The following is a 20,472-nucleotide window of genomic DNA, read 5'->3' as shown; positions in this document are numbered from 1 at the left end:
ACCCGCCTGATCGCCTTCAATTTGTAGGCCGTCGGAAACTGACGGTTCTTTGCTCGTACTGCCACAGGTCATCCTCAAAATGCCTGTCACAGGAATTATCGTGTCTCACTTAAGGGGGGCAGTCCAGAGCTGTCACCGTAAGTCCCGACTAGGTAAGCGCTAACACAACGTTGTTGACAAGGTCAGACACAACATCATCGGCCTGAGGCTGAACGATAACCATGGTGGACGGGTGTGCCGCCGTATTCCTCTTTCCTAACTTTTCCTTGAGCGTCCGGATGAGGTTGTCGTTGAGGAGATTGGCGTTCTTGCAGAGTTCGATAATCTCAAACTCTTTCAGGTCGTCAGCGAAGTCGTCATAGCTCTTGATGACAATACTGGCTTTCTTCGGGGTCTTCTGAAATTTTACCGGTATTGCGGCATTAAACCCGGCGAGGCGGTTGGGATCCTTAAGTATCCAATTCAATAAGTGGTCAAAGGCGAGATTCCACGTCATCACAATGCAGGCGCGGTACGCGCGCACGCGGTAGCAGTCGATGGCCTCGCTGAGGAACACTTTTTCTGCCAAGTCTGGCACTTGGTCCGGCAGGTCTGCGAGGAGTTTGCTGACCGCCTGGATGCTTGGGTGAAGTCCGTACTTTTTGTCCAACTCGATGCGCACTGCTCGCGCAAGTTTGAACATCCCGCGCTCAACGAGAAGGTCAGGCGGCTTTCTCTCCGACATTCGGGTCAGATTTCGTGCGATGTTGATTTGCGACAGATGAAGCTTGTCGTAGCACCGCCTGATGTCGTTTGGCTCAAATAGCTCTTTGCCTCCGTGAACGTGAAGCCACCACGCGAAAAGGCACATCTTCTCGCGAGGTGACTGCGTGTCGAAGCCGGCGACCTGGGAAATTAAGTCCTCAAGCAGCATTGCCGTTCTTCAACTCGGCAACGCGTTTCAGACCGACGTGATTGATGGTGTAGGTGCCTTTCTCGGTCGATCCAAGCAACTCATCGGACTTCAGTTGCCGCATAGGCTGTGCGAAGTCTTTGGCGTTCGACGTCCATTTGAGCCACTTGAATGCGGAGTAAACATGAGAGGGGTGACCTTCGTGACATCGCCATGCTCCTGAAACCAAGCACAAGCCACTAGGTAACGAGCGGTTTGAGCATCGGTTTTGTAACCGGCTGCAAACGTCGCCAAGGGCACTTCGTAGCTGTTGAAGTCGATATCCATCAGTTCGGGCGTCACCACCGCCGTTTTGCGCGGAGTAGTTGACCTTGGCTTGGTCGGCGCGAGTTCGGTGATTTCTCCGTCCTCAACACCGTCTTGGATGTCGGATTCCTCTGGCTCTTCTACATGTCCATTTAATGCAGGGATGGGAGCCAGGCGCCTTGCCGGAGGCGGACTGGACCCACGCAGGGCATTCGTAAGAGCTTGCGTTAGAGTATGGATTTGGTCGTCAGCAACTTCAGCGTCCAACACAATTAGTTTAATGCGGGAGGTCCCGCTCGGCTTCGCACTCTTTGCCATTACTAGGTTTCCAGACTAGAGGGACGAATCACACGTTGTCACTTACCCCTCGTGTATCCATGGGTTGAGCGTTTCGGGCAAGCGGAAGTTGCTTTTTTGTTCCTGCTAACCCGGTTTTCCACGGCCTGACCCTATTGTTCTCTCTTTGTTCCAAGAGGGTGAAATCCCAAGGGCGGACATGCCCTCCACAGATCAAATACCTACGCAGCGTGCTCGGCGGATCGCGTGATGTCGCCACGTCCTGCGAGGAGTCCAGCGACGGAAATATCCTCGTCGAGTGCTTCCCAGTGTAGCCCGCCCCGGCTCAGTTCGACCTGCTCGCGCTCGTCAGGCGCCGCATGCAGCAGCCGCGGAAACCACGCGAGCGGGATACCGAGCGTGCGGCCGTCCGACAACTCGACCCACATCGTGTGTTCGTCAAATCGAACGCTAGTTGCCGAAATGGTCATGCCAAGCCTTCAGGAGAAGATCGCGGTTGTCCTCGACGACGCGCAGGATATTCGAAAGTTCCCGTGGGTTGAAGCCGTAACTATCGGCAATCGATATGGCGGGTTCAAGCCAGATCTTGGCGTCCCGACCGCCGCCCTTGACGTGGATATGGGGCGGTTCAGGCGGCTGCCCCTCGTTCGAGAAGAAATAGTAGCGCAAGCCGCCCTGGCGTAATGCAACCGGCATCGATGCCTCCAGGCGGCTTGCGCTATCGGGATCAGCTACACCCCGTCGTGCTGCCGCACGTATCGCACTTCATGCACGTCCCATTCCGCACCAGCGTGAAGTTGCCGCACTCCGAGCACATCTCGCCTTCGTAGCCCTTGGCCTTGGCTTCGGCGCGGCGCTCGGCCTTGGTGGGGACGAGGGTCTGCGCAGTGCCGGCCTTGCTCCACTGCATCTGCTCCAGCTTCTCCGTGGGGGAGAGGTCGTGGCTGGCTTCCTGCTTCAGGGCGACGGCACCTTCGATGGCGTCGCCGGCGCGGGCCGAGGCACCGTGCGACGCGAGGGCGGTGACCTTGCTGCCGCCTGATGGCGCGCTGTCGTTGCCTTGGGAGACAGCAGTGGTGCCGCCGCGCATCACGAACAGGTTGTCGGTCCGCGAGCGGGTGAGGCCGCGCGAGACCAGTTTTGTCGCGTGGTGGCCGCCGTCCTCGTCCGGCTCCTTGCCTTCCTCGACGCCCTTGCCGAGCGCGTCAAAGCCCGTCTCGTTGGGATCGACGTGGGCGAGGTCGAAGCGGGACAGATAGCTCACCGCGAGCTCGCGGAAGACGTAGTCGAGGATCGAGGTCGCGTACTTGATGCTGTCGTTGCCCTGCACGGGGCCCGCCGGCTCGAAGCGGGTGAAAGTGAAGGCGTCGACATATTCGTCGAGCGGCACGCCGTATTGCAGGCCGAGCGACACCGCGATGGCGAAGTTGTTGATGAAGGAGCGCAGCGCCGCGCCTTCCTTGTGCATGTCGATGAAGATCTCGCCGAGACGGCCGTCATCGTATTCGCCGGTGCGGAGATAGACCTTGTGGCCGCCGACGACCGCCTTCTGGGTGTAGCCCTTGCGTCGGTCCGGCATCTTCTCGCGCTCGCGCATCACGACGATGCGCTCGACCAGCTTCTCGACGATCTTCTCCGAGACCTGGGCGGCACGCGCCGCCATCGGCTTCTCATAGAGCTGCTCGACCGCATCGTCCTCGTCCTCATCGTCGCTGATGAGCTGCGAGTTGAGCGGTTGCGAGAGTTTTGAGCCGTCGCGATAGAGCGCGTTGGCCTTCAGCGCCAGCTTCCACGACAGCATGTAGGCGGACTTGCAGTCCTCCACCGTGGCATCGTTCGGCATGTTGATGGTCTTGGAGATCGCGCCCGAGATGAATGGCTGGCTAGCTGCCATCATGCGGATGTGGCTCTCGACCGACAGATAGCGTTTTCCAATTTTGCCGCAGGGGTTGGCGCAATCGAACACGGGGTAATGTTCCGCCTTCAGATGCGGGGCACCCTCGACAGTCATTGCGCCGCAGATGTGGACGTTGGCGGCTTCGATCTCACGCTTGGTGAAGCCGACGGCCTGGAGCAGGTCGAAGCCGGGGGCTGCGATCGCCTCGGCGCCAATGCCCAACTGGTCGCGGATGAAGTCTTCGCCGAAGGTCCACTTGTTGAAGGCGAACTTGATGTCGAAGGCGGTCGGGAGGGCCTTCTCGACCTTGGCGATCGCCTCATCCGTGAAGCCCTTGGCCTTCAGCGTGGTGACGTTGATGCCGGGGGCATTCGCCAGCGAGCCGTGGCCGACGGCGTAGGCCTCGATCTCCGCGATCTCACTCTCGCGATAGCCGAGCGCGCGCAGCGCTGCGGGCACGGCGCGGTTGATGATCTTGAAGTAACCGCCGCCGGCGAGCTTCTTGAACTTGACCAGCGCGAAGTCGGGCTCGATGCCGGTGGTGTCGCAATCCATGACGAGGCCGATCGTGCCGGTCGGCGCGATCACCGTGGTCTGGGCGTTGCGATAGCCGTGCTTCTCGCCGAGCTCGAGCGCCGCATCCCAGGCCGCCTGCGCATGGTTGACGAGGTCGGCTTGCGGACAGGAGACGAGGTCGAGCGGCACCGGGTTGACGCTGAGCGCCTCATAGCCGCTCGCCTGGCCGTGCGCGGCGCGGCGGTGGTTGCGGATCACGCGCAGCATGTGCGCGGCGTTCTTCTTGTAGCCGGGGAAGGTGCCGAGCTCGGAAGCGATCTCGGCCGAGGTCTTGTAGGTGATGCCGGTCATCACGGCGGTCAGCGCGCCGCAGAGCGCGCGGCCTTCCTTCGAGTCATACGGCAGGCCCATGGTCATCAGGAGGCCGCCGATATTGGCGTAGCCGAGGCCGAGCGTGCGGAACTCGTAGGAGAGCTCGGCGATCGCCTTGGACGGGAACTGCGCCATCATGACGGAAATTTCCAGCACGATGGTCCAGAGCCGGCAGAGGTGCTCGTAACCCTCGACGTCGAAGCGCTTGGTCGTGGTGTTGTAGAACGTCAGCAGGTTGGCAGAGGCGAGATTGCACGCCGTGTCGTCCAGGAACATGTATTCCGAGCACGGATTGGACGCGCGGATGTCGCCGGACGCCTTGCAGGTGTGCCAGTCGTTCATCGTGGTGTTGAAGTGCAGGCCCGGGTCGGCCGACGCCCAGGCGGCATAGCCGATCTTCTCCCAGAGGTCGCGCGCCTTTAGCGTCTTCGTCACCTTCTTGGAGGTGCGAGCAGTCAGATTCCAGTCGCCGTCGGTCTCGACCGCGCGCAGGAAGTCGTCCTTGAGCGAGACCGAGTTGTTGGAGTTCTGCCCCGAGACGGTGAGGTAGGCTTCGCTGTCCCAGTCGGTGTCGTAGGTGTCGAACTGGATGTCCTTGTAGCCTTGTTTTGCGAATTGGATGACCCGCTTGATGTAATTGTCAGGCACGAGGCTGCGGCGGGCGAGCTTGATCTCGCGGCGGAGCGCCGGGTTCTTCTCGGGGTCGAAGCAGTCGTCGCCCGAGCCTTCGCAGTTCACGCAGGCCTTCAGCACCGCCTTCAAGTGCTTCTGGTTGATCTTGGATCCGGTGACGAGGGCGGCGACCTTCTGCTCCTCCTTCACCTTCCAGTCGATATAGGTCTCGATGTCGGGGTGATCGACGTCGACGACGACCATCTTGGCGGCGCGGCGCGTGGTGCCGCCGCTCTTGATCGCGCCGGCAGCGCGGTCGCCGATCTTGAGGAAGCTCATCAGGCCCGACGAGCGGCCGCCGCCGGAGAGTTTTTCACCCTCACCGCGCAGGCGCGAAAAATTGGAGCCGGTGCCGGAGCCGTACTTGAACAGGCGCGCCTCGCGGACCCAGAGGTCCATGATGCCGCCCTCGTTGACGAGGTCGTCACCGACGCCCTGGATGAAGCAGGCGTGCGGCTGCGGATGCTCGTAGGCCGACTTGGACTTGGTCAGCTTGCCGGTGAAGGGGTCGACGTAGTAGTGGCCCTGGCCGGGGCCGTCGATGCCGTAGGCCCAGTGCAGGCCGGTGTTGAACCATTGCGGCGAGTTCGGCGCGACCATCTGCATGGCGAGCATGTAGCGGAGCTCGTCGTAGAAGGTCTTCGCGTCCTCGTCCGAGGTGAAATAGCCGCCCTTCCAGCCCCAATAGGTCCAGCAGCCGGCGAGGCGGTCGAACACCTGTTTTGCCGAGAGCTCGCTGACGTAGCGCTCCTTCTCCGGCAGAGCGGCGAGGGCGTCGGTATCGGGCACGGAGCGCCACAGGAAGGAGGGGACGGATTCCTCCTCGACCTTCTTCAGGCGCGCGGCAACGCCGGCTTTGCGGAAATACTTCTGCGCCAGCACGTCGGAGGCGACCTGCGACCACTCCGAGGGCACCTCGACATTGTCGAGCTTGAACACGACCGAGCCGTCGGGATTGCGAATCTCCGACGTGGTCAGGCGGAAATCGATTCCCGCATAAGGTGACTGTCCCGAAGTGGTGTGGCGCCGCTCAATCCGCATCGTCTTGCCCCGTCCTTAGTTGTGACCGGTCCCGCCCCTCGTTGAGGGCGTGCCGGGTCGACATTTCGTTTCGCGGCGCCTTCGGCCGTTCGGCCTTGGGCACCGCAGTTCAGCCGGTGGATCCGGCCCTGTTTTTCCCGGCGCGACCTCGATGCGAGCATCGATCATCCCGCCGGCATGTCCACACCCATCCGCCCCCAAGGGGATGTGCGCGACATGCGTTCAACGCCCCACACCGTCACTTCAACCATTGCCATGCGAGCCTGTTGCCGGCCCGTTCTGGCGCCCGAAAAGTCCGCATTCACAAGGGCAGACAAGCCCTCATCCGCAGCCTTTGGCCGACTGGCGGAGTGCCGATTTGCGAGACCCTTTGGGGGAGTGCCGGCGGGACGCAAACTCACTCGCGCCGAACGGACCGAAAGCTAGGACTCTCCGTTGCGCCCGTCAAGAACTAGTGCGAGTTCCTGAATCAAATACTAAATATGGTGGATTGTGGGGGATAACAGGGGTCTTCACCGCGCCTGTTGTGCGGCCAAGTATCAGTGAGTCCTCAGGGATTCCCAACCGAAAAAATTTGCATTCCGTGGTGATGCGGGCCCTTCATCCCGCTGTTCACAGGGCAGGTATATTTTTAGGCAATGGGATTGCGTCAGCGGGACTCACGTAGCCCTACGGAAGGTGAGGGCAGGCATGCCCGCCGGGGTGGTGGCGAGGCCGGCGAATCCGCGCCAAGCTCCACCTTAAGATTTTGCCGGATTGCCCATGCATGATTCGACCCACCGGGATGCGCGGCCGCGCATCGCCCCGGCCGGCCTGATGTTCCTCGCGATCACCTCGATCGGCTGGGGCTTCAACTGGCCGGTGACGAAATTCCTGCTCGCCGAGCTGCCGCCCTTGACCTTGCGCGGGGTCACCGGCGTGCTCGGGGCGGTGCTGCTGGCGCTGCTCGCGGTGATGCGCCGGCAGAGCTTGCGCGTGGAGGGCGCGATCTGGCCGCGCCTCTTGACCGCGGCCGTGCTCAACGTCACCGGCTGGATGGTGCTGATGGGCCTCGCACTGCTCTGGCTGCCGGCGAGCGAGGCGGCGCTGATCGCCTACACCATGCCGGTCTGGGCCTCGATCATCGCCTGGCCGGTGCTGGGCGAGCGGCCGACGGTCTTGCGCACGCTGGGGCTGGTGCTGGCCTTTGCCGGCCTTGCCACGATCATGGGCGGCAACGGCATTGCCGCCAGCGCGGAAAAGCTGCCTGGCATCATCATGGCGCTCGCCGGCGCTTTCGGCTTCGCTGTCGGCACGGTGTTCTCGAAGAAGTACCCGATCCACCTGCCGCCGATCACGGCTGCGGCCTGGCAGATCGGGATCGGCTGCCTGCCGATCTCGATCGTCGGCCTCCTGGTCGAGACCACGCATCTGTCGCTGGTGACGCCGGTCGGCTGGTGGCTCCTGGTCTATTCGGTCGTCGGGCAGTTCTGCATCGCCTATGTCAGCTGGTTCGCGGCGCTTTCGCGCCTGCCGGCCTCGGTCGCCGCGATCGGGACGATGGCCGTGCCGGTGATCGGCGTCGTGACATCGGCGATCGCGCTGGGCGAGCCGCTGGGAGCAGGGCAGATCGCGGCGCTGATCTTCACGCTGGCGGCCGTGGTGCTGGCGACGCGTTAGCTTGTGGCCACCCCGCCCAGCGCCTTCCGGATCATCTCGGCGAGCTGGTTGCGGCGGTACGGCTTCGTCAGCAGCAGCACGCCGTCGTCGAGCTTGCCGTGATGGACGACGGCGTTGTCGGTGTAGCCGGAGGTGTAGAGCACTTTCACGCCCGGCCGGCGCCTGGCCACCTCTTCGGCGAGATCGCGTCCGCTCATGCCGCCGGGGATGACGACATCGGTGAACAGCAGATCGAACGTCTGGCCGGCCTCGATCAATTCCAGCGCGGCTTTGCCGTCGGGCGCGGCCACCGTCTTGTAGCCGAGGCTCTGGAGCTGCGCGGTGACGAAGTTGCGCACCAGCGTGTCGTCTTCGACCACGAAAATGGTCTCGGCGCCGCCTTCGGCCTGCGGCGCGACACTGGCTGCCACGTCCGCGGCGCCTTCGCCCGGCGGCAGATAGAGCTTGATCGTGGTGCCGTGGCCTTCCTCACTGTAAATCTTGGTGTGGCCGCCGGACTGCTTGACGAAGCCGTAGACCATGGAGAGGCCGAGGCCAGATCCCTTGCCGACCTCCTTGGTGGTGAAGAAGGGCTCGAACGCCTTCTGCTGGACGTCGGGGGGCATGCCGGTGCCGGTGTCGCTGACCGCGAGCATCACGTAAGGGCCGGGCCGAACCTCCGCATTGGCCTGCGCATAGCCCTCATCGAGCACGACGCGGCGGGTCTCCAGCAGCAGCTTGCCGCCGTTCGGCATGGCGTCGCGGGCGTTGATCGCCATGTTGAGCACGGCGTTGGTGAGCCTGGACGGATCGATGTGCGTCGTCATCGGCCCCTGTTCCAGCACGGTCTCGATCTGGATCTGCTCGCCGAGGGTGGGGCGCAGAAGCTTGGCGATGTCTGATATCGCGGCGTTGATGTCGACGTTGCGCGGCTCGAGCGGCTGCCGGCGCGCAAATGCCAGCAGATGCTGGATCAGCTCGGCGCAGCGCTCGGCGGCATCGTCGATCAGCCGTGCCGTGCGCTGAAGCTCCGGTTGGCCCTTCAGGCCCTCCACCAGCGTCTCGGTATTACCCGAGATGACGGTCAGCATGTTGTTGAAGTCGTGCGCGACGCCGCCGGTCAGCTTGCCGATCGCGTCCAGCTTCTGCGACTGGTACAGCTGCCGCTCCGTCTCGCGCGAGGTCGTCGCATCGTGATAGACCAGCACCGCGCCGGAGATGTTGCCTTGCCCGTCCCGCATCGGCCGGCCGCTGATCATGAGATGGCGGGGAGGATTGCCGCTGTGCGGGCGGACGATCATCTCCAGCTCTTCGAACTGCTCGCCCCGCAGCACGCGCGTCGATGGCAGCTCGTCGGCCGTGAGTGGCGTGACGCCGTCGCCGTGAAACACAGCGGACAGCGCGCGCAGATTGCTCAAATTCATGCCGGTGCGATGCACCAGGATGCGCTCGGCGGCGGGATTGGACAGAAGGACGTTGCCCTCGACGTCGATGACCAGCACCGCCTCCGCCATGCTGCGAAACGTGCTCTGGAGCACGTTGACCGACAGGCGCAGCTCATCATGCGCGGTGACCAGATGCTCCGTGCGCTCGGCCACCGCCGCCTCGAGCGCCGTCTTGGCGGCTTGTGTTTGCTCGAGCGAGCTTTGCAGCTCTCCCGTGGCGCGCCGGCTTTCGCGCATCACCAGGGCGACCAGCAGCAGAATCAGCACGGCGCCGGCGACGTCGATACCCAGCAGCACGATGCCGGTGCGGCGCGAATCCTGGGAGCGCACGTTGAGCAGGCGTTCTTCCTCGGCGCTCAGATGGTCGAGATTGCGCGTCACCGTGTCCATGAGGCCGCGGCCCTCGGCCTTGCTGTTGAGCGCGGCAATGCCGGCCTGGTCGTTTTCGGCGCGCAGGCGCATCGCTGTGGCGGCGATCTCGATCCGGCGCAGCGCCAGCGGCTCGGTGCCCTCCAGCAGCGCGACGTGATCGGGATTGTCGCGCACGTCGCGCTTGAGGTCGGCGAGGGCCGGCGCGATCCTGGCGTGCACAGCCTGGAACTCAGCGCTGAAGCCCGGGCTGCGATAGAGCTCGTAGCCGCGCGCGGCGCTCTCGGCACGGCGCAGCAGCACGTGCAGATCGGAGATCTTCTTTTGTACCTCGACGGTATGATTGACCCATGCCGCGTCGGACCGCGACTTGACGTCGAGGGCAATCGAGGCCGCGGTGATGATCAGGAGGATGGCAAGTCCAGCACCGAGAATGACGCGCTGCGTTGGAATCAAGGGGCTTCTTTCTTGTCCTTCGGCTGTGCGCTCGCGCCCGCGCCGGTGAGGCATTCCCGGATCGTGGTCAGCAGCGCTTCCGGCGTGAACGGCTTGCGCAGGCAGCGCGTTGCGCCGAGCTCCAGCGCCATGCGGAGAAAATCAGGAGTGGGCGAGGCGGATGAGGCGAAGGCGTAGCCCGACATCGCGATCAGCGGCGTAGTCGGGGCGCGCTCGTGAAAGATGCGGATGGATTCGAAGCCGCGCATATGCGGCATGAAGATATCAACCAGCATCACGTCGAAGGTCTGCGATTCCAGCGCAGCCAGTCCTGTTTCGCCGCCGTCGGTCAGCGTGACGTCGAAGCCCTGACGTTGGAGGAGGACTTCGATGGTCGCGCCGACCATCGGATCGTCATCAACCACGAGAATACGCGGCATGACACTTCCCAGGTGATCGAAGTCTCCACTGCGATTGGTGATATCCGCGAATCGTATGTCCGGTCAATTTTGGATTGGATCGCCCAGGATATGCACGGCGCAGTGCATAAAGATCCATTTGCCTCCACTTGTACGTATCCTCGTGCGTGCGAGCACGATGGGGCCGAAACAGCCAAGGAATCCGCCGGCCGCGAAAAAGGCGCCGCATCGCTGCGACGCCTTTTTCCTCACGCCTCGGCGATCTGTCTACGGGCACGGATGCCGTTGGCCATCGTAACCGAGATAGGTGCCCGAAGCCGGATCGTAGGATTTGTAGCGCTGGGCGCAATAGGCCGCGGAGTCGCCGCCATTATCCGGCACGACCGCAACCGACGGCTCGTCATAGTAGCTGTCGTAGTAGTATGGATCATCGTAGTAGCCGCCGCCGTAATAGGCATACGAGCCGAGGCCGCCGATTGCGGCGCCAGCCGCGAAGCCCGGCCAGAAGCCGCCGTGACGATGATGATGCCAATGGCGGCCGCTCCAGTTGCTCCCGCCCTGCCAGTTGCCCGCGGTTGCGACGCTGCGGGTGCCGCTGAAGGACGGCGAGAGCGCCGGACGGGGCGCTGCGCCGGCTACGAAGCTGCCGCCGCTCGGACGGACCGCAGTGCCGGCTGCGAAGCTGCCGCCACCCGGACGGACTGCGGACCCCGCCGCGAAATTGCCTGCGCTCGGACGCATCGCCGCTCCGCCCCCGAAATTGCCGCCGCCGCCACCCATGCGCGCGCCGCCACCGAAGTGAGCACCGCCGCCACCACCGCCGATATGGGCGCCACCGCCTCCGCCCGATGCGGGACGATTCTGGGCAAAGCTCGGCGTCGCCAAGGGAAGAACCAGCGCCACCGCCGCGGCGGCACTCAAGACTTTCAGATTGTTCATGGTTAAACTCCTTTCCCGGGAAGCAAACCCTATGAAAGCGCTGGGGTTCCGGGGATCACGCCGGTTTGCGCGCAAATGGAGCTTCCGTCGCGGCCGCTGTACCGGGCATGAATGAATCGCGTCCGCTTTGCGGCAGGACTGGTCGACGGATTTGCGGAGGGCGTCGGCGCCCCCACCGAACTGGACATTTCGCTGCCCGGATGGCATCAGGACCCGACGAAGCAGGGCCCTTGCCGCATGAAACAATTCTTCCTCAAGTTCTTCACCTGGTGGAATGGCCAGACTTTTGGCACCCAGCTCTGGACCAAACGGTACGGGGAGCTGGTCGGCCAGGACGAGCAGGGCAACCTCTATTATCGCACCCGCGGCGGGGCGGTCGACCCGACGCTCGGCTTCGAGCGGCGCTGGGTGGTCTATAACGGCTATGCCGAAGCGAGCCGGATTCCCCCGTCCTGGCACGGCTGGATTCATCACGTCGTCGACGTGCCGCCGACCGAGGCCAACTACCAGCCGCGCGAATGGGAAAAGCCGCACCAGCCGAATCTCACCGGCACGGCCAAGGCCTATCGTCCCTCGGGCTCGACGCTTGCCAGCGGCCGGCGTCCGAAGGCGACCGGCGACTACCAGCCCTGGACGCCCGGCTAGCCTTTCGGCCCACCTTGTAAACCGCCATCTTCCGAAGCGGATGCACGTGCATCCGCGTCGCGCCGCTGTGGACAACGGGAACAGCGGGGACGCCGCTTGCGCGAGCGTTGCCTTGACGCGGGCGATGCGGCTCAATGATCCCATCTTACGGAGATGGGAGACCATCGCGTTCGGTTCGGGCAACAGCTCGCGACTGTCCCGAAATGCAGCGGCCGCCGAGGAAGGACTCGATTGGGAGATAGGCCCCCGGTCTGGAAGCTCCGAAATCGCCCGATGTGAATGTGCAGCCGCCGTAAGACAGGAAAGGCCGCTTGGGAAACCGAGCGGCCTTTTTCTGTTGGGGGCTTGCGAAGGTCGCGTGCCCCGGACGCAGCGCAGCGCTTCCCCGGCGATGCGAAGCATCGTCCGGTGCAGCGATGCGCTGCAGAGCCGGGGCCCATGTTGCAGCGATCCGTGTGGCTTGCTGGGTCCCGGCTCTTCGCCGCATCGCTACGCGCTGCGGCGCGTCCGGGACACGAGAGTATCGGCGTGCGCTACATCACCCGCTCCGCCGCCCGCTTCACCGCCTCGCGCCGCCGCGCCTGATTTTGCGCGCCGCGCTCCCTCAGCAACGCCAGCACGTCAGCGGATGCGGTGTCGGGTGAGCCCGAATTGAACGGCGGGGCGGGGTTGTATTCCATCTGGAGCTGGATCGCTTCCGCCGTCGTGCGATTGACCATGATCGAGACCAGCGTCAGGGCGAAATCGATGCCGGCGGTGACACCGCCGCCGGTGATGCGATTGCGATCGATGCAGACGCGCGTCTTTGTCGGTATCGCGCCGAGCTGGGCGAGCATCTCCATCGCGCTCCAATGGGTGGCGGCGCGGTAGCCCTTCAAGAGGCCGGCGGCGCCGAGCGCCAGCGATCCGGTGCAGACCGAGGTGACGTATTTGGCGCCGTCGGCCTGCTTGCGCAGGAAGTCGAGCGCCTCTTCGTCGTTGAGCAGGTCGTTGGTGCCTTGGCCGCCGGGCACGCAGATCACGTCGAGTTGAGGGCAGTCGGCAAACGTTGTCGTCGGCGTCAGCGTCATCACGGAATCGCTCGGCACCGGTTCGATCCGCTTCCAGATCAGATGCAGTTTTGCGCCGGGAACCATGGCGAACACCTGCAACGGGCCGGTGAAGTCGAGCTGGGTGACGCGTGGGAACACCAACAGACCAATCTGGAGCGGGGACGACATCGGCAGATCCTCCAATTGCGAGCTTGACGCCGACAGGATGGCATGCTGCCCTCCTGTCCGAAATGGCATAATTCCCTCGCTTTCGGACATACCATTACGGCTAGGCCCATGATCGGCATCCTGATCTTCCCGGATTTCCAGCTGCTCGATGCAGCAGGCCCGATCTCGGCGTTCGAGATCGCAGCGCGGGTTTCCGGCAAGCCGCTTGCACTCCGGGTGCTGGCGGCGAAGGCGGGACTCGTGCGCAGCTCGTCCGGCGTCGAGATGATGGCGCGTGACTTCAAGACGGCGAACGCGATCACGACGCTGGTCGTCGCCGGCGGCATGGGCGTCGCGGACGCCGCGCGCTGTGAGGTCACGCGGGCCTTTGTGCAGCGGGTGGCAAAGCGTGGCGTGCGGGTCGCGAGCGTCTGCTCGGGCGCTTATGTTCTCGCCGAGGCCGGTCTGCTCGACGGCCGCCGCGCCACCACGCATTGGGGACGGACGCGCGACTTCGTCGCGCGCTTTCCCAAGGTGAAGTTCGAGCCGGACCAGATTTTCACCCGCGACGGCAATGTGTGGACCTCGGCCGGCATCACGGCGGGCATCGACCTCGCGCTGGCGATGGTCACCGAGGACCACGGCGAGGAGATCGCGCAGGCGACTGCGCGGCAGCTCGTGCTGTACCATCGCCGTAGCGGCGGCCAGTCGCAATTCTCCTCGCTGCTGGAATTGAAGGCGCCGAACGGACGCTTTGGAGCGCTGTTGTCCTGGGCGCGCGAAAATCTCGACGCGCCGCTGACGGTGGAGGATCTCGCCGATCGCGCCGGGATGAGCGCACGGCATTTTGCCCGCGCCTTTGCCGCCGAGACCGGCACGACGCCGTCCAAGGCGATCGAGCGGCTCAGGCTCGAAGTCGCGCGCGAGCGCGTGCAGTCCTCGCGCGAGGCGATCGAGCGCGTTGCGGAAACGACCGGATTCCGCGACCCCGAACGGATGCGGCGCGCCTTCATCCGCGCCTTCGGCCAGCCACCGCAGGCGCTGCGGCGCGCGGCGCGGGTGGGGTAGAGCTCGTGCCCGTAAACTTGGCGCGCGCTGTAGGGGATCTGCGGGGCATGTAACCCGGATCTCGCCCCGCTATCGGCGGGGCGAGATCGCGGCTCCCGGAGCAACCCGTTCAGATGAGGAAGTCGGTCGGGTGCAGGTTCGCTGCCTGGACGCCGTCGAGCGTGATGGAGTCGCTCGCCGACAGATGAACCACGGCGTCGCCGGCGGCATTGTCGCTGATCAGGCTCGACAGCGCCGCCCAGTCCGCAAACCCGTAGTCGTGCACATTGATCAGGTCGTGCTCGGTCGCGGTGCTGCCGACCGCCTTGTTGCCTTGATCGAAGTCGGTGATGAGGTCATTGCCGGAGCCGGTGTTGAAGACGAAGATGTCGCTGTTTCCGCCGCCTGAAAGCTCGTCATTGCCGGCACCGCCGTTGAGGATATCCCTGCCGCCGGTGATCGAGCCCGGCGTTGCCGGGTTATAGACCGCTGCATCGCCATACAGATAATCGGTGGCCGCTCCGCCGGTGAGGATATCGTTGCCGCCATGGGCATTGCCGGACATGGTCGGAGCGTCGCCGAACACCTTATCGAGCGCATTGTCGGTATACTCGGTGCTGATCTTGACGGTGAGGATGTCGTCGCCGCCCTGGGCGTTGTCGGTCAGCGCTGTAGAGGAATCTCCCGACAGCGCACCGCCGGCCCAGACGTTCTCACCGCTCATGGTCAGCGTGATGTTGTCGTTGCCGCCCTGCGCTGTGCCGCTCATGGAACCACCGGCATCGCCGGCATACACGTTGTCGTAGCCTCGCCAGCCCACCGCGCCGGTGATGGTGTCACTGCCGCCGTGCGAATTGCCCGACATGTCGCCGGCGACGTCGCCGAAAGCATGCACGCTTGTGTACAACGCCCTGGCCCCGACATTGATCGTGTCGTTGCCGCCCGTGGCGTTGTCGGTCATCGCCTGGGCATCGCCGACCACGAGGAAGGCATTCCAGCCGTAATTCAAGTTGACCGTCAGCGTGTCGTTGCCGCCGTGGGACTGGCCATGCAGCGTCGTGTTGTCGTCGCCGAAGATCGTGAGGTCTGCTTCGGGCTGGCTGACGGTTGCCGTCACGGTGTCGTTGCCGCCCCAGGCGTCTGCGGTGGTCGGGAAGTTCGGATCTCCGTTGACGGTTTCGATTTGACCAAACTGGTCGAGCAGGACGTCGATGGTGTCGTTGGGCAGATGCTGCATGGCGTAACTCCCATTTCATTGTCGGAAACGGGCCCGACGCCTGCAGAATTTTTGCACGACGCGTTGTTGACCACGCTTCACCGGGAGAATCTACCTTTGGTAGATGGCGGAGATTTGCAGGAATTCGGGAGAGAGTTTGATCGCATGCATGGAACCGCGGCGGCAATCGTCGAGATGGCCTCCGCAAGTTGCGCATCCCGTGAAGGTTTGATGACCGACTTGCAGCGGGTAGGATGGGGAGATGTCGCTCCATGTGCCATGGAGCGACATCTCCGCTTTTGATTCAATTTCCTCAGATGATGAAGTCGGTCGGATGCAGGTTCGCCGCGTGGACGCCGTCCAGCGTGATTGCATCATTTGCGGACAGACGAATCACGGCGTCGCCGCCGGCATTGTCGCTGATCAGGCTCGAAAGTGCGGTCCAGTCCGCAAATCCGTAGGCGTGCACGTCGATCAGATCGTGCTCGGCTGCGGTGCTGCCGACGGCCTTGTTGCCCTGATCGAAGTCGTTGATCGTGTCGTTGCCGGAACCGGTGTTGAAGACGAAGAGGTCGCTGTTTCCTCCGCCCCACAGCTGGTCGTCACCGGCTCCGCCATTCAGCGTATCCATGCCGCCGGTGATCGAGCCGGGCGATGCGGGTTCATAGATCCGCGCATCGCCATACATGAAGTCCCGGCCGGCGCCGCCGTTGAGGACGTCGTTGCCACCATGCGAATTGCCTGCCATGGTCGGCGCGTCGCCGTACATCTGCGAGATCGCATCCGCGTTCTGACCATCGATCTTGACGGTAAGGACATCGTCACCGCCCTGGGTCAGATCCATCAGCGATGTCGACGAATCCCCCGACAGGGTTGCGCCGGATATGGGGCTGTCGCCATCCAGGGTGATGGTCAGACTGTCATTGCCGCCTTGTGCAAGGCCGCGCAGCGCGCCGATGGCGTCGCCGCTGACAGTCGCTCCGCCGTCGATGGTGAGAACGCTGACATCGAGCGTGTCGTTACCGCCGTGCGAGGTGTCGATCATGGCACCGCCGGCATCGCCGGCGAACAGGTTGGCGCCACCGCGCCACCCGACCGAGCCGGTGATGTCGTCATGGCCGCCCTGCGCATTGCCCGACATGTCATCCGCGACGTCGCCGAAGGCCGAGACAGTGGTGTAGACCGTGCCATGGGCATCCGCGACGATGGTATCATTGCCGCCCTTAGCGTCGTCGATCATTGATTGAGCATCGCCCACCACGAGGGCGGTGTTCCAGCCGCCGCCGATGTCGGCGAACAGCGTGTCGTTTCCGCCTTGCGAGTGACCAAGCAACGTCGTGTGGTCGTCGCCGAAGATTGTGAGCCTGGTATTGAGCTGGGTGACGGTGGCCGTCACGGTGTCGTTGCCGCCCCAGACGTCCTCGGCTGCGGGAAAGCCGGGGTCTCCGTACACGGTCTCGATTTGACCAAACTGGTCAAGCGTGACGTCGAAGCTGTCGTTCGGCAGATGCTGCATGGCGTAACTCCCATTTCATTGTCGGAAACGGGCCTGACGCCTGCAGGATTTTTTGCAAGTCGCGTTGTTGACCACGCTTCACCGGGAGCAATCTACCTTTGGTAGATGGCAGAGATTTGTAGGAATTCGGGAGAGAGTTTGATTTCCCGGATCCATAAATACGCGCGCTAGTTGGTGCCGCTTGCAACCGCAGCCGCGGAGCTATTCGCGCTGGCTATGACCCGCCGCGCGATCGGCATCAGCATGTACGGCGCAAGATGGATCGGAAACTGCGTCAGCGCGAAATAGAGCCAGGTCGTCGCCGGCAGCGCGCCAGCGGTGGCAGCCAGCATCAGCCCGAGATTGCGCTGTGACACCATCAGGCCGATGGCGAAGGCGCGCTCGGTGCCGACGCGGCGGAAGATCAGCGTCGTCGCGGCGAGCAGGGTAAAATAGACCGCAAAGGCGAGCAGCGCGACGCCGATCGTGAACAGCGGATCGGCGATGAGCTCGCTGGCGACATCGCCCATCACCGCGGAGGCGAATACCAAGAGGATGATGATGTTGAAGCCATCGATCGGCCGCTTCTGACGCTGGATCGCCTCCGCGCCGAAGATCCAGCGAATGATCGTCGCGGCCAGCAGCGATGCTGCGAGAATGCCGAGCAGCTTCAGCCCGAGCGTGGTCGGCGAGATGTTGAGCACGCCGTCGAGAAAGAGACCCGCGAACAGCGAAGCGGTGAAGGGAACCAGTGCGGTCGAGGTCACCAGCGTCACGAGCACCAGCGTGGCATCCAGGCCCATCAGCGCGGCAAGGGCGGGCGAGGCCATCATCGGCGAGGCCATGCCCTGGAGCATCAGCGCGAGAGCAAGGCCCGGGGAACTCGTGGTGAGCCCGGTCGCGTAGGCGGCGAGGGCGACGATCAGCGGCACACCGAACGTGGTCCAGGCCGTCGCGGCCGCGACCAGCGCCGGGCGGCGCAGATGTCCGTACAGCGCCACGAGATCGACGCGCATGAAGGAGATGCAGAGCAGAAGAAAGATCGCCTCGGTGACATAGGGGCGCAGCAGCGCGCCAAGCGGCGGCACCGCGACCGCGATGAAAGCGATGGCCGCGACCGCGCGGGTGCCCTGGCCACCGAGCCATGTCAGCCCGCGCAGGGGAAGGGCGAGGACGTTTCGAAGAATGGAAGACATGCGGAACGGCGTATCAGCCCAATCCCTTCAGCCACGCGCCGATTTCACTCACTGCAACATTGGCCTGCTGCAACAGCTTGCCCATCGTGAAGAAGCCGTGGAACTGGCCGGGATAGTGCTTGTAGGTCACGGGCACGCCGGCTTGCTGCAGACGCTCGGCGTATTCGGCGCCTTCGTCGCGCAGGGGATCGGCGCCGGCGGTCAGCACATAGGCCGGCGGCAGGCCAGCAAGGGTCTGCGCGCGCGCCGGCGAGGCGCGCCAGTCGTGGATGTCGGCGGCGCCATTGAGGTAATGGTCGCGGAACCAGCGGATCACCGAATGGGTCAGCAGCACGCTGGTCTCGGGCTCGCGATGGGAGCCGTGCGTCATGGCGAAGTCGGTCGCCGGATAGATCAACACCTGCCCCGCGAGCGCGGGGCCGCCAGCGTCGCGCGCGGCGAGCGCCACGACCGCGGCGAGATTGCCGCCGGCGCTGTCGCCGCCGATCGCAAGGCGCGAGGCGTCGATGCCGAGCTCGCGCGCGTTCGCGGCGACCCATCTGGTTGCGGCGATCGCGTCATCGGTCGCGGCGGGAAATTTGTGCTCGGGCGCGAGGCGGTAATCGACCGAGATCACGATCAGCGCGCCTTCGGCCGCGAGCTGGCGGCAGACGACGTCGTGGGAGTCGAGATCGCCGATCACCCAGCCGCCGCCATGGAAGAACACCAGCGCCGGCGACAGGCCATCGTACCGGCGCAGTTCCTTGGGCACGTAGAGGCGGGCGGGGATCGCGCCGTGCGGCGCTGGGATCGCCAGCGGTACGATGCGGGCAAGCTCCGGCGCGTCAGGATTGGTGGCAAAGCGCGCCTGCGCATAATAGGCGCGTGCTTCCGGAGCGGTCAGCGTCTCGTAGGCGGGGCGGCCGGCCTCCTGGAACGCCCTGTAGACGGCGGCGGCATCGGGATCGAGTACAACAGGCATGAAAGGGGACCTTGGGGTTTCCAGTTGGTGTCATTTTTGGGGGCGACGCCCGCCTTCGGCCCCGGGGAGGGGCTTATGACTATCCCATCCGGGCGCGGGCCTGGCCAGACCGCGCCGGGAAGGGCAGGGATGCCGCCCTTCCCCCGCCGTATTCGGCGTGTTAACCGGAGGGCCTGCGAGCGGCGGTATCCCCTGTAGAATGTCCAACAAGCCCGATTCGCTGTTGAAGCCGCGCGAGATGTTCAAAATCTTTTCCCTGACCGGTCTTGCGGCGCTTTTGGCCGCCACCGCACTGACGGCTGCGACGCCGGCTCGGGCGCAGATCGGTACGATCTTCTCCGATCCGCCGCCGCTGCGGCCGCCCGGCAATATTCCGCGTGGCCAGCCCCAGCCGCAGCAGATCCCCGAGGACGACGAAGAGGTGCCCGAGCTGCCGCCGCAGGGGCGCGTCCTGCCGTCGCGCCCGATGCCGCCGCCTCCTCCGGGCCGGCAGGGGAATGTCATGCCCGGTCCGGTGGAGAGCCAGCCCTTGGCGCCGCCGCCGGGCTCGACCCTCGCGCCACCGAACCAGCCGCCCTCCGCCGCGATCGCTCCGCCCAGTCCGCAAGGCGCGCCGGGAGCGCCCGGTCAGCGCCAGCCCCAGCAGAAGGGCGGGCCGGGTGGCGCTGTCCCGCAGACGCCGGCCAGCCTCCAGCCGGGCGACGAGGTCGTGACCGAGCCGCCGGCCCAGAAGATCGTGAACAAGAAGGCGACCTTCTCCGGCCTCGACAAGATTACCGGGCGGATCATCAATTTCGACGAGGAGATCGGCGAGACCGTCCAGTTCGGTGCGCTCAGGGTCAAGACCAACGCCTGCTACACGCGGCCGGCGACCGAAGCTGCCAACACCGACGCCTTCGTCGAGGTCGACGAGATCACCTTGCAGGGCGAGGTCAAGCGCATCTTCTCGGGGTGGATGTACGCGGCAAGCCCGGGCCTGCATGGCGTCGAGCATCCGATCTACGACATCTGGCTGACCGACTGCAAAGAGCCGCAGCAGACCATTGCGACCGCGGCACCGGATTCGGCCGCGGCAAAGCCGCCGCCACCGCCGCCGGCGCAGAAGAAGGCCGCGCCCAAGCAGGTGCAGCAGCGGCCGCCGCAGCCTCTGCCGCCAATCCAGCAGCAGCAACCGGCACCGCCGCCCCCTCCGCCGCCGGAGCAGCGGCCAGGTCTGTTCGGCATCCCGGGGTTCGGCCGTTAGGCCCAGCGCATGATGAGACGAGGCTTGATCGTCGCAACGGAGGTGCGCTCCCTCTCCCGCTTGCGAGAGCTTTGCACAAAGGCGAATCAGCGATTCCATAGGGCCTAGGTTCGGAGGGGGCTCGGGATGGCATATCGACAGGTTGGGCAACCGAGTTTTGCGGACGCGCTGGTGTCGCGGCGAGGAAAAGGGAGCCCGGTGCTGAGGCGGATTTGCGAGCTGGTCGACTGGG

17 protein-coding genes are annotated in these 20,472 nt (G+C 64.5%); 4 read left to right on the top strand and 13 right to left on the bottom strand.

Going from position 1 to position 20,472, the window contains the following annotated elements; genetic code table 11:
* Positions 1 to 148: 148 nt before the first annotated feature.
* The 5 genes from CVM73_RS37600 to CVM73_RS37585 all read right to left on the bottom strand — a co-directional run bounded on the left by CVM73_RS37600 (position 149) and on the right by CVM73_RS37585 (position 5,993).
* Positions 149 to 913, bottom strand: a complete 765-nt coding sequence (locus CVM73_RS37600) for a hypothetical protein (RefSeq protein WP_100236762.1) — start codon at positions 911 to 913, stop codon at positions 149 to 151.
* Positions 914 to 1,003: 90 nt separating this feature from the next.
* A complete protein-coding gene (locus CVM73_RS39535; protein ID WP_146006732.1) occupies positions 1,004 to 1,516 on the bottom strand; it encodes a hypothetical protein in 513 nt (170 codons plus the stop codon).
* A gap of 200 nt (positions 1,517 to 1,716) precedes the next feature.
* On the bottom strand, positions 1,717 to 1,965 hold the full coding sequence (locus tag CVM73_RS37595) for a DUF2442 domain-containing protein (RefSeq protein ID WP_100236761.1): 249 nt from the start codon (positions 1,963 to 1,965) through the stop codon (positions 1,717 to 1,719).
* The gene (locus CVM73_RS37590; RefSeq protein WP_100236760.1) at positions 1,946 to 2,191 is read right to left on the bottom strand and encodes a DUF4160 domain-containing protein; all 246 of its coding nucleotides are present in this window, start codon (positions 2,189 to 2,191) and stop codon (positions 1,946 to 1,948) included. Before CVM73_RS37590 ends, CVM73_RS37595 begins: the two co-directional genes overlap by 20 nt.
* A 31-nt stretch (positions 2,192 to 2,222) precedes the next feature.
* Positions 2,223 to 5,993, bottom strand: a complete 3,771-nt coding sequence (locus tag CVM73_RS37585) for a vitamin B12-dependent ribonucleotide reductase (RefSeq protein WP_100236759.1) — start codon at positions 5,991 to 5,993, stop codon at positions 2,223 to 2,225.
* A 762-nt stretch (positions 5,994 to 6,755) separates the two neighbouring features.
* On the opposite strand from CVM73_RS37585, the gene CVM73_RS37580 reads away from it, so the two are divergent.
* Positions 6,756 to 7,652 carry a DMT family transporter gene (locus CVM73_RS37580; RefSeq protein WP_100236758.1) on the top strand — a complete coding sequence of 299 codons (897 nt, stop codon included), beginning with the start codon at positions 6,756 to 6,758 and terminating at the stop codon, positions 7,650 to 7,652.
* Here the strand turns inward: CVM73_RS37580 and CVM73_RS37575 are convergent.
* The 3 genes from CVM73_RS37575 to CVM73_RS37565 all read right to left on the bottom strand — a co-directional run bounded on the left by CVM73_RS37575 (position 7,649) and on the right by CVM73_RS37565 (position 11,238).
* Complete coding sequence (locus CVM73_RS37575) at positions 7,649 to 9,901, bottom strand: CHASE3 domain-containing protein (protein WP_167407289.1); 2,253 nt, start codon at positions 9,899 to 9,901, stop codon at positions 7,649 to 7,651. The two genes, CVM73_RS37580 and CVM73_RS37575, sit on opposite strands and share 4 nt — an antisense overlap.
* Positions 9,898 to 10,320, bottom strand: a complete 423-nt coding sequence (locus CVM73_RS37570; RefSeq protein WP_100236757.1) for a response regulator — start codon at positions 10,318 to 10,320, stop codon at positions 9,898 to 9,900. Before CVM73_RS37570 ends, CVM73_RS37575 begins: the two co-directional genes overlap by 4 nt.
* Positions 10,321 to 10,566: 246 nt before the next feature.
* The gene (locus CVM73_RS37565) at positions 10,567 to 11,238 is read right to left on the bottom strand and encodes a BA14K family protein (RefSeq protein WP_100236756.1); all 672 of its coding nucleotides are present in this window, start codon (positions 11,236 to 11,238) and stop codon (positions 10,567 to 10,569) included.
* Positions 11,239 to 11,475: 237 nt separating this feature from the next.
* Between CVM73_RS37565 and CVM73_RS37560 the strand changes: the two genes are divergently transcribed.
* Positions 11,476 to 11,883 carry an NADH:ubiquinone oxidoreductase subunit NDUFA12 gene (locus tag CVM73_RS37560; RefSeq protein ID WP_018322992.1) on the top strand — a complete coding sequence of 136 codons (408 nt, stop codon included), beginning with the start codon at positions 11,476 to 11,478 and terminating at the stop codon, positions 11,881 to 11,883.
* Between the two features lie 533 nt (positions 11,884 to 12,416).
* Here the strand turns inward: CVM73_RS37560 and CVM73_RS37555 are convergent.
* A complete protein-coding gene (locus CVM73_RS37555) occupies positions 12,417 to 13,103 on the bottom strand; it encodes a DJ-1/PfpI family protein (protein ID WP_100236763.1) in 687 nt (228 codons plus the stop codon).
* Positions 13,104 to 13,211: 108 nt separating this feature from the next.
* Between CVM73_RS37555 and CVM73_RS37550 the strand changes: the two genes are divergently transcribed.
* Entirely contained in the window at positions 13,212 to 14,150 is a 939-nt protein-coding gene (locus CVM73_RS37550) for a GlxA family transcriptional regulator (RefSeq protein WP_100236755.1), read from the top strand.
* A gap of 109 nt (positions 14,151 to 14,259) precedes the next feature.
* On the opposite strand, the gene CVM73_RS37545 is transcribed toward CVM73_RS37550, so the two are convergent.
* From CVM73_RS37545 to CVM73_RS37530, 4 genes are all read right to left on the bottom strand, one after another.
* Positions 14,260 to 15,366, bottom strand: a complete 1,107-nt coding sequence (locus tag CVM73_RS37545; protein ID WP_100236754.1) for a calcium-binding protein — start codon at positions 15,364 to 15,366, stop codon at positions 14,260 to 14,262.
* 292 nt (positions 15,367 to 15,658) lie between these two features.
* Positions 15,659 to 16,861, bottom strand: coding sequence for a calcium-binding protein (locus CVM73_RS37540; protein WP_100236753.1), 1,203 nt, complete (start codon positions 16,859 to 16,861; stop codon positions 15,659 to 15,661).
* A 167-nt stretch (positions 16,862 to 17,028) separates the two neighbouring features.
* Positions 17,029 to 18,036 (bottom strand): Na+-dependent transporter, encoded by a 1,008-nt coding sequence (locus CVM73_RS37535; protein ID WP_100236752.1) that lies wholly within the window; start codon positions 18,034 to 18,036, stop codon positions 17,029 to 17,031.
* A 13-nt stretch (positions 18,037 to 18,049) separates the two neighbouring features.
* Entirely contained in the window at positions 18,050 to 18,997 is a 948-nt protein-coding gene (locus CVM73_RS37530; RefSeq protein WP_100236751.1) for an alpha/beta hydrolase, read from the bottom strand.
* 199 nt (positions 18,998 to 19,196) lie between these two features.
* On the opposite strand from CVM73_RS37530, the gene CVM73_RS37525 reads away from it, so the two are divergent.
* On the top strand, positions 19,197 to 20,240 hold the full coding sequence (locus CVM73_RS37525; RefSeq protein WP_167407288.1) for a DUF2155 domain-containing protein: 1,044 nt from the start codon (positions 19,197 to 19,199) through the stop codon (positions 20,238 to 20,240).
* Positions 20,241 to 20,472 lie beyond the last annotated feature (232 nt).

Source organism: Bradyrhizobium forestalis (genome assembly GCF_002795245.1).
GTDB classification, from domain to species: domain Bacteria; phylum Pseudomonadota; class Alphaproteobacteria; order Rhizobiales; family Xanthobacteraceae; genus Bradyrhizobium; species Bradyrhizobium forestalis.
Note: the sequence above shows the minus strand (reverse complement) of the source record. Positions and strands in the feature narration are given on the sequence as shown.

Bases quoted from the DNA above. Each gene is read 5' to 3' on its own strand.
- CVM73_RS37600 (WP_100236762.1), bottom strand. From the start codon at position 913: ATGCTGCTTGAGGACTTAATTTCCCAGGTCGCCGGCTTCGACACGCAG.
- CVM73_RS39535 (WP_146006732.1), bottom strand. From the start codon at position 1,516: ATGGCAAAGAGTGCGAAGCCGAGCGGGACCTCCCGCATTAAACTAATT.
- CVM73_RS37595 (WP_100236761.1), bottom strand. From the start codon at position 1,965: ATGACCATTTCGGCAACTAGCGTTCGATTTGACGAACACACGATGTGG.
- CVM73_RS37590 (WP_100236760.1), bottom strand. From the start codon at position 2,191: ATGCCGGTTGCATTACGCCAGGGCGGCTTGCGCTACTATTTCTTCTCG.
- CVM73_RS37585 (WP_100236759.1), bottom strand. From the start codon at position 5,993: ATGCGGATTGAGCGGCGCCACACCACTTCGGGACAGTCACCTTATGCG.
- CVM73_RS37580 (WP_100236758.1), top strand. From the start codon at position 6,756: ATGCATGATTCGACCCACCGGGATGCGCGGCCGCGCATCGCCCCGGCC.
- CVM73_RS37570 (WP_100236757.1), bottom strand. From the start codon at position 10,320: ATGCCGCGTATTCTCGTGGTTGATGACGATCCGATGGTCGGCGCGACC.
- CVM73_RS37565 (WP_100236756.1), bottom strand. From the start codon at position 11,238: ATGAACAATCTGAAAGTCTTGAGTGCCGCCGCGGCGGTGGCGCTGGTT.
- CVM73_RS37560 (WP_018322992.1), top strand. From the start codon at position 11,476: ATGAAACAATTCTTCCTCAAGTTCTTCACCTGGTGGAATGGCCAGACT.
- CVM73_RS37555 (WP_100236763.1), bottom strand. From the start codon at position 13,103: ATGTCGTCCCCGCTCCAGATTGGTCTGTTGGTGTTCCCACGCGTCACC.
- CVM73_RS37550 (WP_100236755.1), top strand. From the start codon at position 13,212: ATGATCGGCATCCTGATCTTCCCGGATTTCCAGCTGCTCGATGCAGCA.
- CVM73_RS37545 (WP_100236754.1), bottom strand. From the start codon at position 15,366: ATGCAGCATCTGCCCAACGACACCATCGACGTCCTGCTCGACCAGTTT.
- CVM73_RS37540 (WP_100236753.1), bottom strand. From the start codon at position 16,861: ATGCAGCATCTGCCGAACGACAGCTTCGACGTCACGCTTGACCAGTTT.
- CVM73_RS37535 (WP_100236752.1), bottom strand. From the start codon at position 18,036: ATGTCTTCCATTCTTCGAAACGTCCTCGCCCTTCCCCTGCGCGGGCTG.
- CVM73_RS37530 (WP_100236751.1), bottom strand. From the start codon at position 18,997: ATGCCTGTTGTACTCGATCCCGATGCCGCCGCCGTCTACAGGGCGTTC.
- CVM73_RS37525 (WP_167407288.1), top strand. From the start codon at position 19,197: ATGTCCAACAAGCCCGATTCGCTGTTGAAGCCGCGCGAGATGTTCAAA.